Source organism: Methanothrix soehngenii GP6 (genome assembly GCF_000204415.1).
GTDB lineage: Archaea > Halobacteriota > Methanosarcinia > Methanotrichales > Methanotrichaceae > Methanothrix > Methanothrix soehngenii.
This window is the reverse complement of record NC_015416.1, coordinates 2,316,176-2,329,231: the sequence shown is the minus strand read 5'-3', so window position 1 is coordinate 2,329,231 and position 13,056 is coordinate 2,316,176. Positions and strand designations below refer to the sequence as shown.

General features: G+C 51.4%; 13 protein-coding genes. 6 read left to right on the top strand and 7 right to left on the bottom strand.

Annotated features, from left to right (window positions below):
* Window positions 1-29: 29 nt before the first annotated feature.
* Window positions 30-2,516, bottom strand: coding sequence for an arylsulfatase (locus tag MCON_RS11605; protein ID WP_013720153.1), 2,487 nt, complete (start codon window positions 2,514-2,516; stop codon window positions 30-32).
* 619 nt (window positions 2,517-3,135) lie between these two features.
* Between MCON_RS11605 and MCON_RS11600 the strand changes: the two genes are divergently transcribed.
* A complete protein-coding gene (locus MCON_RS11600) occupies window positions 3,136-3,369 on the top strand; it encodes a hypothetical protein (RefSeq protein ID WP_048132409.1) in 234 nt (77 codons plus the stop codon).
* On the opposite strand, the gene MCON_RS11595 is transcribed toward MCON_RS11600, so the two are convergent.
* Window positions 3,356-4,441: an ABC transporter substrate-binding protein gene (locus tag MCON_RS11595; RefSeq protein ID WP_157863799.1), complete on the bottom strand. Its 1,086-nt coding sequence runs from the start codon at window positions 4,439-4,441 to the stop codon at window positions 3,356-3,358. The two genes, MCON_RS11600 and MCON_RS11595, sit on opposite strands and share 14 nt — an antisense overlap.
* 330 nt (window positions 4,442-4,771) lie before the next feature.
* On the opposite strand from MCON_RS11595, the gene MCON_RS15325 reads away from it, so the two are divergent.
* From MCON_RS15325 to MCON_RS17170, 3 genes are all read left to right on the top strand, one after another.
* Window positions 4,772-6,232: a transporter substrate-binding domain-containing protein gene (locus MCON_RS15325; protein WP_232844285.1), complete on the top strand. Its 1,461-nt coding sequence runs from the start codon at window positions 4,772-4,774 to the stop codon at window positions 6,230-6,232.
* A 188-nt stretch (window positions 6,233-6,420) separates the two neighbouring features.
* Window positions 6,421-6,552, top strand: a complete 132-nt coding sequence (locus MCON_RS17175; RefSeq protein ID WP_342766295.1) for a 4Fe-4S binding protein — start codon at window positions 6,421-6,423, stop codon at window positions 6,550-6,552.
* The gene (locus tag MCON_RS17170; protein WP_342766296.1) at window positions 6,513-6,740 is read left to right on the top strand and encodes a 4Fe-4S binding protein; all 228 of its coding nucleotides are present in this window, start codon (window positions 6,513-6,515) and stop codon (window positions 6,738-6,740) included. Before MCON_RS17175 ends, MCON_RS17170 begins: the two co-directional genes overlap by 40 nt.
* 166 nt (window positions 6,741-6,906) lie before the next feature.
* Here MCON_RS17170 and mobB read toward each other — a convergent pair whose 3' ends face one another.
* From mobB to MCON_RS11570, 4 genes are read right to left on the bottom strand one after another with little or no spacing between them, the layout of a single operon-like run.
* A complete protein-coding gene (gene mobB / locus MCON_RS11585) occupies window positions 6,907-7,341 on the bottom strand; it encodes a molybdopterin-guanine dinucleotide biosynthesis protein B (RefSeq protein WP_013720150.1) in 435 nt (144 codons plus the stop codon).
* Window positions 7,342-7,347: 6 nt separating this feature from the next.
* Window positions 7,348-8,595, bottom strand: a complete 1,248-nt coding sequence (locus MCON_RS11580) for a M20 family metallopeptidase (protein WP_013720149.1) — start codon at window positions 8,593-8,595, stop codon at window positions 7,348-7,350.
* A 42-nt stretch (window positions 8,596-8,637) separates the two neighbouring features.
* On the bottom strand, window positions 8,638-10,167 hold the full coding sequence (gene gpmI / locus MCON_RS11575; RefSeq protein WP_013720148.1) for a 2,3-bisphosphoglycerate-independent phosphoglycerate mutase: 1,530 nt from the start codon (window positions 10,165-10,167) through the stop codon (window positions 8,638-8,640).
* A gap of 30 nt (window positions 10,168-10,197) precedes the next feature.
* Complete coding sequence (locus MCON_RS11570) at window positions 10,198-10,833, bottom strand: protein-L-isoaspartate O-methyltransferase (protein ID WP_013720147.1); 636 nt, start codon at window positions 10,831-10,833, stop codon at window positions 10,198-10,200.
* 107 nt (window positions 10,834-10,940) lie between these two features.
* Between MCON_RS11570 and MCON_RS17165 the strand changes: the two genes are divergently transcribed.
* Window positions 10,941-12,077 (top strand): RNA-guided endonuclease InsQ/TnpB family protein, encoded by a 1,137-nt coding sequence (locus MCON_RS17165; protein WP_048132406.1) that lies wholly within the window; start codon window positions 10,941-10,943, stop codon window positions 12,075-12,077.
* A gap of 44 nt (window positions 12,078-12,121) precedes the next feature.
* Here MCON_RS17165 and MCON_RS11560 read toward each other — a convergent pair whose 3' ends face one another.
* Entirely contained in the window at window positions 12,122-12,685 is a 564-nt protein-coding gene (locus MCON_RS11560; protein ID WP_013720145.1) for an HVO_0476 family zinc finger protein, read from the bottom strand.
* Window positions 12,686-12,830: 145 nt separating this feature from the next.
* Between MCON_RS11560 and MCON_RS11555 the strand changes: the two genes are divergently transcribed.
* Window positions 12,831-13,043 (top strand): hypothetical protein, encoded by a 213-nt coding sequence (locus tag MCON_RS11555; protein WP_048132404.1) that lies wholly within the window; start codon window positions 12,831-12,833, stop codon window positions 13,041-13,043.
* Window positions 13,044-13,056 lie beyond the last annotated feature (13 nt).

Genomic DNA, 13,056 nt, shown 5'->3' with positions numbered 1-13,056 from the left:
ACAGTCTGAAGACTGCCCGTACCTAAGGTTCAGTCGTTAGCGACAGTCATTTCCACTTTCTCCAGATCTCCAGTATACTTGAACGGGCTCTGGTAGTCGTCTGTCACAGGCGTCTGCGGATCTTGTCCAACCTCCAAACCCTCTTCGAAGGAATAGCGTGCGGGCACTGTGAAAGACATATCCACGCTTCCTTCCTCATTGCCATTGATGAAGAGCCTGCCTTCGCCCTTCCACCTTCCGGTCTTCTCGAACTCAAAGCCCAGGGTGGCCTCTCCTTCAGGTACCTCATTTATCGAGGAGACTCTGTAATGCTTCATGTTGAAGAGATTGTAGTCGAAGATGAGGTGCTTATCCTTGACATAGAGCGACAATCCTGCGAACCTGCCACCTATGGAGAAGAGAACGCCTTCGCTATCGTTTCCGGAGGTGTTCACATATGCAGTCAAAGTGTAGGAGCTGTTGCGCGTGTCGGGGATAGCTGGCTCCATGATCTTTTCTACTCCGGGCAGGTAGGTGAAGGTCGATATTCCTCTTGCCTGGAGAGCGGAGTACCTTGCGCCTGCGCGGTCATCCAGGGGCAGCACGTTATACTTACTGGCCTCGGCCCACCAGCGATCCTTCATCTCTTCAAGCTTGGCAGGATACTGGTCTGCCAGGTTGTGTACCTCAGAGACATCGTCGGTGAGGTTGTACAGCTCCCAGGTATCGTTTTGGAAGTCAGGGCCATAGTTCAGGTGGTGGAACGCAACCGCCTTCCAGCCATCGTACCATATGGCGCGGGTTCCCATCATCTCGAAGTACTGGACCTTCTTATGAGTAGGCTCGGTGGAGTTAGCGAAGGTATAGGCCAGGCTAATTCCTTCGATAGGCTTCTGGGTGACGCCATTGTAAACCTCAGGAGCATCGAATTCCAGGACATCAAGAACAGTTGGCACAACATCGATAGCGTGACAGAACTGCGACCGGATACCGCCCTCTTCCTTGATGCCATCAGGCCAGTATATTATCATTGGGTCGTGAGTTCCGCCTTCATGGCTGGTCCACTTGTAGAGCTTGTGGGGGGTGTTGTCGGCCATAGCCCATCCCAGAGGATAGGTCGGGTACGACAGAGGTCCGCCAATCTCATCGATCTTGGAAAGCATAGTGCTGATATTGGTTATATTGCGAATGGGCAGGAAGTCGTTTTGGAATCCGGTCGAGTCTCCTCCTTCGGAAACCGAGTTTGCCCACATGACCGTGTTAGTAAAACCATTGGCGTCACCCTCTGGAGATGCGCCGTTATCAGATATCACCACTATCATGGTGTTATTGAGCTGGCCGCTGTCCTCCAGGTAATCCAAGAACCTTCCAATCTGCTCATCAGTGTAATCGATGTATGCGGCGTGAACCTCAGCAAACCTTGCATAAACCTTCTTCTCGTCTTCTGTTAGGTTGTCCCACGCTTTTACCCACTGGTCACGTGGCGCCAGATCGGTGTTCTCAGGTACGACTCCCAATTCCTTCTCTTTAGCCAGAGTCTGGTTTCTCATGGCATCCCAGCCCATATCGAATCTGCCCTTATACTTATCGATGTAGGCCTTGGGAACGTGATGCGGCCAATGGCCAGCACCGAAGGCCAGGTAAAGGAAGAAAGGCTTGTCCGGCTGGAGGGATTTTCCGTCGCTTATGTACTGTATGGACTGGTTCACCAGGTCCTTGGAGAGATGGTAACCCTCCTCTGGGGTGGCGGGCGGCTTTATGCGGGTACTGCCGGAAACCAAGTCAGGATACCACTGGCTGGTGTGGGACTCAAGGAATCCGTAGAACCTCTCAAATCCCCTGCTCATTGGCCACTGGTCGTAAGGTCCTGCTGCGTTGATAGAATCGGAAGGCGCAAGGTGCCACTTGCCCACGCAATACGTATCGTACCCTTGCCCAACCAGCATCTCAGGCATGGTCGCTGCTTCTTTAGATAGATAAGTCGTATATCCGGGGTAGCCCGATGCAAACTCCATTAAAGAACCGACCCCTACAGAATGAAGATTTCTGCCCGTGAGCATGCAGGCACGGGTGGGAGAGCAGATGCCAGTGGTATGGAAGTTGGTGTACTTGAGCCCTCCTTGAGCCAATCGATCTATATTTGGAGTCTCGACAGGTCCGCCAAAGCATCCAAGGCCACCATATCCAATGTCATCTAAAACCAAGAACACGACGTTGGGCGACCCCTTTGGAGCCTTTACGGTCTCAATGGGACATGGTGTTGAGTCTGCATAAGTCAGGCCAATCTGAGGTACGCATTTCTCACTTGCCTCGGTTGTGCCCTGAGAAGAAGCGGACGTAGATTCGCTCTTTTCAGACTTGATGACCAGTACGGTCTCCTGCTCGGGCGAGATTACGTCCTCATTGGACACATCTGCCAGGGTCGAACTCTCGGATAAGACCTTTCTTCTATTCGTAACCAGTTCCAGGCCAGAGTCTTCCAGCAATCCGTTGCTGGAGCGACCCTTGGCGTCGGCTGCTATCGTCTGGGTGATCAATTGGCTATCAGAAATCGCTAAAGCATCTGATGCTTCAGCAGAATTGCTGCTATCTGCAGAAAAGCTATCTGATGCTGCTATTGCGAATAAAAAAATCAAAAAAGCCATTGTCACTGTGGCTTGATTTGGAATTAGTATTCCTCCTTAATCCAAGGAATGCATCATGGTATAGATAATTATCCGTCCGGTGATCCTGACAAAAACACATTATTGAGAGTATAATAGGGGTGATTTTATCAAAAATCTCATGATAAAATATCCCCTTGCCGATTCCAAAAACCGTCAAATATTTCGAGCTAATTCTTTCTTTTCTCGTAAAAATGATAATATCTTCAATTGATCCGGATGGGGAATACCTTTTGAAGAGGAGAAGACAGTGCAGACACTGTCTGCACAGCTCTCCTGATCACATTTCATATAAATCATCTACATCAAGGATCCTCTGAAGTGCCATCTACCGGAAGCCGGAGGAGCTGGCCAGGCAGGGGCATAAAGCCCTTCACGAGGAGGTTCGCATAACCTTGGATCTGGTCTTATGGGATGGCTCTTCGCTGAATTTTGTGGTGGATTCAAGTTCAACCATACAACATAGCGAGGAGCCTATGGGATCCCATACCTCATGGGCTTCCTGGAGCTGGAGGACGCCAACCGGGCCAGGTGGTCACAGAAGCCGATTCTAACATTATACCTCATGGGCTTCCTGGGGCTGGGGGACGCCAACAGCGAGCGGGACCTGGGGGCGGGTATTCTCAGGTGCTGGAGAGGTTTATGTTTGAGCTGGATCACGGATTTCTCCTTCATCGCCCGACAGAAGCGCATGACCACGGGGAGAAGGACTCCTATCCAGATATAAGCGGCATATTCGTGGATTGCATCACTTCCAAATCAGCAATTTCCCCATCTATCAGCGATACTATGGTTACGTCCTTGTTAGGTATGCGACAGTCATCCTGGTAGCTTATATCCCCTGTCACTCCACTAAACCCTGAAGTATTTCCAAGGGCCTGAAAAATCGCCTCCGGATCGCTCGATCCAGCCCTGTCAATGGCCTCGGCCAGAAGTTTGACTGCATCATATCCCAGAGCAGAGAAGGCGTTCTCAGGAGGATATCCGTACTCGGATTTGTAGGCCCGAACGAATTCACCTGTGCGGGAGGAGTTTTCATCCAGAAGGGCATGTGTCGAAAAGATGATCCTTCCCATCCCATCTCGCCTCAAGTCAAGCGAATCGAGGCTATCGCCGCCAAATATAGGACTATCAATGTCGGCCTTCCGCAGAGCTTCGATCACAGCCTTGGCCTCTTCCGGTCCTGCTGCAAGGTAAATCATCTCAGAATGCGCATCAGAGACTTCCTGGCTCAGAATCGCCTGATCTGAATCATTGATGAAGGCTTCCATGATGATTTCTCCTCCCAGATCTGCATATCGTTCCTTGAAATAGTAGGCCAGGAGGCGAGCGAATTCCATATCCCCATCCACTAGAAGTGAGCATGTTTTGATTCCCATCTCATTAAAGGCATACTCAGCCCCCGCTCTGGCTTGGACATTGTCGCCAAAGCATGCCAAGAACAGGCCTTCATTCTCCTCTGCCAGTCTGGGAGAAGTTGCTCCTGATGTGACAAAAGGTATCCCTGCGGCAGATGTGATTGGTCCTGCTGCTAGGACCATATCTGTGTCACTCAGGCCTATTATTGCCGAGACGTTTTCTGCGATAAGGGCTTTTGCGCATTCACCAACATTTGCAGTATCGCTCTTGCCATCACATAAGATCAGTTCGATCTCTTTGCCATCGATTCCACCAAGTCTGTTGATCTCATCAACTGCAAGCCCAGCTCCCCTGGCGGACGGCAGATCCAAGGGCGATTGCGACCCCACCTGGTTGTATATCGCCCCGATCTTTACCGTCTGTTCAGATGCTCCCTCCATAGCAAATTGATCCCGATCTGTTTGAGCTAATGCCATTGAACCTATGATGCATATCTCCAAGAGTGCAATAAAGGCGAAAGCAGATGCCATTCTACAAATATCTGAACTCAAGACGCGAACCTCCTTTTTTTGATTACTAAAGACAAGCCAAACGCATTATGGCATCTGCAATTTGAACTTTTGCATGCACCTCAAATCGTATGGAGCCCGATACAAAAATGGTTGCGAAATGTTAAAATGCAGTAGTGCCCGTCATTAATACTGACAATTCCAGGAGGGAGAGATATCAGGGTATTTTGTGCATTAAGATATATAGCAATATTGCTTCTAGTGAATATTTCGATAGCTAATATCCCATGCTTGGCTGCTGATCAGACAACGTCAGCGGAGGATCTGACCTATATTACCGAGCAATATCCACCTTACACTTTTCAAGAAGACGGCAAATTGCAGGGGATTTCCGTAGATCTTCTCGAAAGGATATGGCAAAAAATGGGCGTTGACCTTAATAGGAGCATAATATTGCTTCTTCCCTGGACAGAAGGCTATCAGAGGACATTAAGCGAAAATAATACCGTTCTCTTTACAACGGCCAGGCTTCCCGAGAGAGAGCAGCTATTCAAGTGGGTGGGGCCTGCTGCCTCTGGCAGGGATGTTCTCTTGGCAAAGAGGGATAAAAATGTCACCATTGCAGATCCACAAGATCTGAAAAAATATAAAATAGGGGCTATCAAGGATGATGTGGTGGTCGAAAGGCTTCTTAACAGCGGCTTGATGAGGGAGGATCTGATTCTTGAGAACGCATCTGCACCGATTATCGAGAAGCTGGAAGATGGTAGCATTGATGCCTGGGCATATAATGACTTAGCAGGTATCGTGCTTATCCAGGAGGCTGGTGCAAATGTAAGCAATTACGAGATAGCATACGTACTCGCCCAAAACGATGCCTACTTCGCATTTAATAAAGAGACTCCTGATTCAGTAGTGCGGTCTTTCCAAGAAGCTCTGGATAGCATCAGAGAGGAGAAAGATGCAAACGGTGTCTTTATGCTTCTTCAGATTCAGGCGGATTTGCAGGGAAGCCTGAATGATTTAGATTCGGATATTGCTAATGCTGCTCAAAATCTCTCAACAGCAGGCCTCGAGGGAGATGCTGCTCGCAGAGTTCTTGGTGAGCTGATAGGGACTAACTCAAACATAAGCAATGCAGTCACAATTGGCAAGGATGGAAAGATCATCGTAGCTGAAGGCAGAGGAAGCGAGAGAGCCGAAGGAGCCGATATAAGTAACCAGGAACATATTGCCCGCTTATTGCAGACCAAAATCCCTGTGTTTAGCAAACAGCTGCCATTGGTAGAGGGATACAACGGCACATCAATTGCGTATCCGGTATTCTCCCCGCATGGGGAATTCCTGGGGGGCATCAGTGCCATCATTGAACCAGACAAACTGCTAGATGCCATTGTAGCACCCCATCTCTACTATGATGTCTCTAACAGGAGCAATATCACTGACTACAGCTTCTGGTCAATGCATCTGGATGGTCTAATTGCCCACGACCGAGATGAGAGCCAGATAGGGAAGTATCTATTCGAGGACCCGCTTTATGCGCCATATCCCGGCCTGCTGGCCTTGGGAGAGAGGATAATCGTGGACAGGTCCGGGCACGGAAGCTATAGCTTCCAGGTCACTGAAGAAGATAAGAAGGCAGTGACCAAGGACACATACTGGACTACAGCTGGGCTGCATGGCAGGGAATGGAGGCTGGTCATCACCAAGATACTGCAGTAATTTCTTATGTAAGGAATTGCTCATCGTGGGCGTGCCGGTGTACATGGGAAGGGGGCCGGCACTCCTAACCGACTGGCTGCATACAATCAGGGCCTGCCATACCCTGCGGTCTGCGTAATCGTTTATGGCAACCAGACGTTCGAGAAGATGCACTCTCCCGAAATTAAGGATATCCTGGCGAAGGACGGATGCGTCAAGGTCGTCGGAAGGGCCTGGATCGGAGAGCATTCATTCTCGAGGTGAGTGATGCCTGTATCCAGTGCGGGATCTGTGCAGAGGCATGCCCTGTAGGTGCCATCGCCCGGACCACAGCGAGGTGATCGATACAAATAAATGCATCACTTGTTGCGCCTGTATCAAGCTCTGCCCGGAGAATGCGAGGACGATGAAACCTGGCCTGGTCAGGGACGCGCGTCCAAGAGGCTGCATCTCCGGCACTGGAAGCGAAAGGAGCCGGAATGTTTTCTATGATGAGCACCGCATGCTAATAATGGCGGCTCTTCGCTGAATTATGCAGGTGAGTTCAGGCAGAGAATGTAGCCTCTGTGACTCTGTGGTTGGGCCAGTGCATCGTGATTCATCACTGAGGCACAAAAGATACAGAGAATTTGCGATTCAAGTTCACCCATAACAAACAGCGAGGAGCCACAATTTTTTTCGCTGAGGTCAATTCTCTAGCCCGCTGTTTTGTAGTCCTCCATCCCCCGGACCATCTCAGCGAGCTCCGCCACCAGGTCCTCGTCCACCTCAGGGAGCCTCACCCTTCGCACCATGTTCGACACCTCTATATCCGCCATGACGATCTTGAATAGAGAGCTGTTCTTGAAGCCCTCCACCACCGCATAGTCCATCCCCTCTCTCTCCAGCTCCGCCAGGGCAGACTCCAGGTCTCCCCGATCCCGTCTTACCAAAAGGCGCGCCTCGCCCAGACCTATGACCACATCCGCCCCAGCATCGAAGTGCCTTCTGGTGTCCCCCCGGTCCACGGGATGATCGACCATGTTCTTGACTGTCCCCACCTTTCCGTGCTTTGCCAGGGATCTTACCAGCGCCTCCACCAGGGTGGTCTTTCCCGTCTTCTTGGTCCCGACAACCGCTATGACCTTCATATCAGACTACTGCAATAGCTCAATTAAGAATTTGGTATACCCTTCCAGATCAGCTATGCGCACGTTCTCATTTGGAGCATGGATATTGCTCTCCAGCTGCCGGCCCACGCCGTAGACGCAGGTGGGAATCCCCGTCTTCTCTGTGGCATAGGCCTGGTCTAAGCTTCCCTGGGCTGCTGAGAGCTGGGGCATAAATCCCATCCTCCTCTCCACTGCTTCCCTCACCTCATTCACCCAGGCATGCTCCGGGTCAACGCTCATGGGCGGATATCCGGGATAGAACTTCAGCTCAAAGTCGATACCCTCTGACCTCAATGGCTCCAGCGCCCTCTCGATCTCCTCCATCGCCTCTTCCATCCTCTCCTCCGGTATCACCCTGCGATCCCCCCGGAGAACGCACCTATCGGGCACTATGTTCTCTTTGACCCCTCCATTGATCATGGTGATATTGAGGATTGGCATGAGGTTCTCTATTCCCACCGATTTCACCGGCGAGCTGGCGGGAAGGCGGGACCGTCTGGCTTGTACCACCTTCTTCAGGTCTATAAGCCTCTCCATGACCAAAATCGACCTTTCTACCGCATTGACCCCCAGGAAGCTCGATCCGCTGTGGGCCGACCGACCTTTAACCATTACATCCCAGGTTATGATGCCATTGCTCCCGATCCCCACGTCATCGGAAAAGCCATCCATGCAGAGCATCAGATCCCCTTTCACCTGGCCCAGATCAGTCAGATAGCACAGGCCGGAGTAGCCTCCAACCTCCTCATCGGTGGTCAAGAGAATGCTCAGATTGTACTTGGGCTTTTTCTTGGACAAAAGCGCCTTCAGAGCAGCGACGAGGGCCGCGACCGATCCCTTGCAGTCTGAGACCCCCCGGCCATAGACCCGGCCGTTCTTCTGCACCGCACAGAATGGATCGGTGTCCCATTCGCCCTCTGCCGGCACCACATCCAGGTGGGCATATATCACCAGGGTCTTTTCCGCTCCAACCGATAAATCGGCCTGGAGGTTGTACCGGTCTCCTACCAGCCGGCTATCACTGCATTTGGCGGCAAATACCTCCGCGGGCATCTTCATTTTGGTCGTCTCAAATCCCATATCCCTGAATATGGGCTCCAGCCACTCCACTATCTCCTGATAGCAGTCTCCTGGAGGGGCGACCGTCCTGAAACTTATGATATTCTTGAGCAGATCCATAAGATAATCTCGATCTGGAAGAATGGTCTCTTCGGGCTTTGAATCTTCTCGCATCTCTAATCCCTTCTCTAAACAGCTAATTACCAATTCAGCAACCTATAAAATGCTTCTGAGATTTATGAGAGTCCTTCCGGTCATGGCCTCGGGCTGGGGAATATGCATTAGCTCCAATGCAGTCGGTGCCACATCAGCCAAAATTCCGTCCTCTCGCAAGCGGTAGCTTTTCCGGTCAGAGGTGATCAAAGAGATGGGCACCGGATTGGTGGTATGGGCAGTATGGGGCTGGCCTGTATCGGAATCCTGCATCTTCTCTGCATTGCCATGATCTGCGGTCAGAAGGACCGCTCCGCCCAGGCTCAGTATCCGGTTAACGATCTCACCCACGCAGCCGTCCACCACTTCCACTGCCTTCACCGCTGCCTCAAATATGCCGGTATGGCCGACCATATCCGGATTGGCGAAATTGAGTACGACCAAATCATACCGGCCGGAATCGAGACGGGCAAGGAGCTCGTCCCGGACCTCATAAGCGCTCATCTGGGGCTGCAGGTCGTAGGTTGCCACTTTCGGCGAGGGTATCAGCACCCGATCCTCTCCCGGATTGACCTCTTCCTTTCCCCCATTGAAAAAGTAGGTGACATGGGCATACTTCTCAGTCTCAGCTATCCTCAGCTGCTTTAATCCTGCCCGGCTGACCACCTCTCCCAGGGTATCAATGAGGTTCTCCGCTGGATAGGCCACCGGTGCGTTCAGGGTGGCATCATACTGGGTCATGCAGGTGTAATGGACCCGGATCGGTTTGGTGGCGAACTCCTGAAAATCCTTATCCACAAAAGCGCGGGTTATCTCTCGGGCCCTGTCCGGCCGGAAGTTGAAGAATATGATGCTATCCCCATCATCCACCATGCCCTTATCATCCACCACTGTGGGCATGATGAACTCGTCGTTCTCCCCCCGATCGTATCCCTTTCTGACCGCCTCTTCTGCGCTGTCCGCCCGCAGACCCTCGCCATAAACCAGGCAGCGGTAGGCCTTCTCTACCCTCTCCCAGCGGCGGTCCCTGTCCATGGTGTAGTAGCGGCCGCTCACAGTGGCCGTGCTGCCGGTGCCCGTCTGAGAGAATTTCTCCTCCAGATCCCGGAAATAGCCAAGAGCGCTGCGTGGAGGCACATCCCGGCCATCTAAAATGGCATGCACGAATACCCGGGAGAGATCCATGGATCTTGCCATTTCCAGGAGGGCGTAAAGGTGAGTGATGTGGCTGTGCACCCCACCGTCGGAGAGAAGGCCGATCAGGTGAAGCTTACTGCCCCCCTTCCGGGCCAGATTCATGGCCTCATGCAGAACGGGATTACTGGCAAATGTGCCCTTCTCCACCGCCAGGCTGATCCTGGTCAGGTCCTGATAGACGATCCTTCCCCCGCCCAGGTTGAGGTGTCCCACCTCGGAGTTTCCCATCTGGCCTCGGGGCAGACCCACCGCCAGGCCGGATGCCTTGAGGGTGGTGGTGGGATATTCCTTCCACAATCGCTCCAGGTTGGGTTTGCGGGCATGAGCAATGGCATTTCCCTCCTGGGTGGGGCTTATGCCGAAGCCGTCCATGATTATTATCGCTATTGGCCTCATCTTGTCAGATTGATCATTCAGCCGAATATATCAAATCTGCCGTTCTCCAAACCCCTCTTTGCCGATGAGGGGGACGAAGATCACTCCCATCTTTTCCTCCACGGCAAAGCCGTTCTTCCTGGTGACTAAGACCAGCTCCTGTGATGTCTCTCCAACCGGAAGTATCAGCTTGCCTCCCACCCGGAGCTGCTCTTTTAGGGGTTCGGGAACTCTGGGAGCTGATGCTGCAACGCTGATTCTATCGTAGGGAGCATGCTCTGGAAGGCCCAGGCTGCCGTCGCCCTCAACCACGGTGACACCTGCAATTCCTGCCGCCTGCAGATTTTTTCTGGCGGCAAGAGCGAGATCAGGCATCCTCTCCACAGAGAAGACCTGGCCCTCGGGACCTGCAAGAGCTGCCAGCACGGCCGCATGGTAGCCGCTTCCACCGCCCACCTCCAGGATCTTCATTCCCGGCCTGACATCAAGAAGGTCGCACATTATAGCCACCATATGTGGGGCGGAGATGGTCTGGCCAAATCCTATGGGCAGGGGGAGGTCCTCATAAGCCCTATCTCGAAGCTGCGCGGGAACGAATCTATCTCTGGGAACGCGGGCCATGGCTTTCAGGACTGATTCATTTATCCTGCCTCGCATGCCGTCAAGAAGCCTTTTGCCTGGTTCCATATCGTAGGCGCAAGGGGACCCTTCTCCTTTAGGGGAGGGGAGGAATTGTGCCTAGTCACCTCCACTAACCTGCAAATTATTTATTCTCATGTGGTATCTCCTAATTGATGTTTGCTCAAAGAACCTTGCAGATAGTTATCGAGCCGGATGAATCTCTCATCAAGACTCTCGATAGCTTTACTCAGATATGCAATAGCATATCTAAGACTGCCTGGAACTCCGGTAAACCTCTTAAAGCTCTGGATCTGCATCGCAGAGTCTACGATAATATCAAAGGAACCGTATCTAGCCAGCTCACCTGCACAAGCATCAGGCTTACTGCTGGTGCTTATGCTTCTGCCAAAAAGAACGGACACGACTTGGATCATCCTTTCAACTGGCATCGGCCTTTTGCCCTCTTTCTTGTAGGAAAGAGGGGGCGTGATGCCAGTTTCATGAGAGATGGTCTCCTGAGCATTTCTACAATCGATGGCAGGAAACACATTAAGTACACGGTTCCTTATGCATTTAGGGAAGAATTCTGTAATGCCACTGAGATCGATAGCATCATAGTCAAGAATCTTGGAGACAAGATTATTGGTTATGTAGCCTATACAATTGAATTTCCTGATGTTGAGGGGATTCACCCAGTTGGAATCGATCTCAACGAGACTAACGCTATTGTGGCTGTCGATGCAGATGGTAACGAGCTTTTTATAAGCGGCCTGGATCGGAAAATCAAGAACAAGCGCACTTCTAAGACGATCAAGCGACTTCAGAGAAAGCTTGCTCAACGAAAGGCAGAGGGAAAGAATACTCGAAGTGTTGTTCGAGACCTCAAACGGCTGAGAGCTAAGCGATCTCGTAGAACTAAGGATTTCTGCAATTGCGCTTCTAAGGAATTGATCGAATGGGCTCCTGATAATTGTGTTCTTGTCTTCGAGGATCTTAATTTCGGTCAAGGCAAGCATGGATCTAAGGCTTGGGACAGACGGTTCTCCGTCTGGCCTCGTGGTATGATATTCAATATGACCAGCTATAAGATCCAAGGAAAGGGCATAGTTGCTAAAGTCGATCCTAGGAACACTTCCAAGAACTGCTCTAGGTGTGGTCTTCCTGGGACCAGGAAGCGACATTCCTTCAATTGCCCTAAGTGTGGATTCTCGATTCATGCAGACCTCAATGCCGCTTATAATATTCGAAACAGATTTACTAGCTCAAGGGCTAGTGAGGATCAGTCAGTATCCTCTGAAGCCTCGATATAACCAGGAGGCAAGCCCGCTTCCTTCAGGGGGCGGGTAACTGACAATCAGATCTCCCGTCCCCAAACCCGAACGATGTTTTTGGCCTCAGCTGCGTCGGCAAATCCCTCTCCACGCAGCTTGATCTTGACTATGATGAACTGGAAGTTCTCCACCCTCCTTTTCTCGCCCACCTCCAGAAGCTCATCTCCCGGAACTGTGATCTTAAGGGGATGGCTCTTGCCCCCTCGAAATACGGTTATCCTCAGCGGCACCTCGTCCGTAGCCCTTGCCCAGACGGTCTTCACAGTCTCGGCAAGAGCGCTCCTGACACGGCGATCCGTCTCCAGAGAAGTGATCTGGGTCATCACCACATCCTTTGTTGGATCGTCCACCAAAAGCTCATCTCCGACGTTCAGCAACTCATTTGCCCGGATGGTTATAAAATGGGGCAGAGCGCGGTCATCCCAATTGACTATCACCTTGAGGTTGACCAAACGCACCCGTTTCACCTCAACCGGATGAACAGTTCCGCAGTCATCGCAGCGAACTAGGTTCTCCTGTCCGGATTTAATCAGGGTATGGTCGGTATCCGTGCCGCAGGCTGGGCAGAAGATCTGATCTTCAAGCATGGAATACTGTTGTCCTTTGTGGTATTAAGCATGACCGGAGATGATGAGAGAAAAGGAGGCGAGATGATCTGCACTGCTTTTATGCATCCACTTCCGGCTTCTATTCAAGGAAAAATTTTTTAAGCAAGATGTTCAATTAATACTTATGACAAAAATGGATAAAGATGGGCGAGATGGATCTGGCCGGGGAACGGATGAGTGCTGCCTCATAGCAGAGAGCATGATCGATGAATTGCATCAGATCACAATATCTGAGAGAATAGCCACCCCCTCGGGTGGTCGAAGGAACAAAGTCTCATTCAAAAGAAAGATAATGCAGCAGATAAGAAATGCCAGGAGGTTTGCTACGGTCGGTTGAAAATAATACGTGA

What these genes read in the sequence shown, in the direction of transcription:
- MCON_RS11600 (WP_048132409.1), top strand. Translation starts at nt 3,136, where the DNA reads ATGGGCTTCCTGGAGCTGGAGGACGCCAACCGGGCCAGGTGGTCACAG.
- MCON_RS11595 (WP_157863799.1), bottom strand. Translation starts at nt 4,441, where the DNA reads ATGGAGGGAGCATCTGAACAGACGGTAAAGATCGGGGCGATATACAAC.
- MCON_RS17175 (WP_342766295.1), top strand. Translation starts at nt 6,421, where the DNA reads ATGCGTCAAGGTCGTCGGAAGGGCCTGGATCGGAGAGCATTCATTCTC.
- MCON_RS17170 (WP_342766296.1), top strand. Translation starts at nt 6,513, where the DNA reads ATGCCCTGTAGGTGCCATCGCCCGGACCACAGCGAGGTGATCGATACA.
- mobB (WP_013720150.1), bottom strand. Translation starts at nt 7,341, where the DNA reads ATGAAGGTCATAGCGGTTGTCGGGACCAAGAAGACGGGAAAGACCACC.
- MCON_RS11580 (WP_013720149.1), bottom strand. Translation starts at nt 8,595, where the DNA reads ATGCGAGAAGATTCAAAGCCCGAAGAGACCATTCTTCCAGATCGAGAT.
- gpmI (WP_013720148.1), bottom strand. Translation starts at nt 10,167, where the DNA reads ATGAGGCCAATAGCGATAATAATCATGGACGGCTTCGGCATAAGCCCC.
- MCON_RS11570 (WP_013720147.1), bottom strand. Translation starts at nt 10,833, where the DNA reads ATGGAACCAGGCAAAAGGCTTCTTGACGGCATGCGAGGCAGGATAAAT.
- MCON_RS17165 (WP_048132406.1), top strand. Translation starts at nt 10,941, where the DNA reads ATGTTTGCTCAAAGAACCTTGCAGATAGTTATCGAGCCGGATGAATCT.
- MCON_RS11560 (WP_013720145.1), bottom strand. Translation starts at nt 12,685, where the DNA reads ATGCTTGAAGATCAGATCTTCTGCCCAGCCTGCGGCACGGATACCGAC.
- MCON_RS11555 (WP_048132404.1), top strand. Translation starts at nt 12,831, where the DNA reads ATGACAAAAATGGATAAAGATGGGCGAGATGGATCTGGCCGGGGAACG.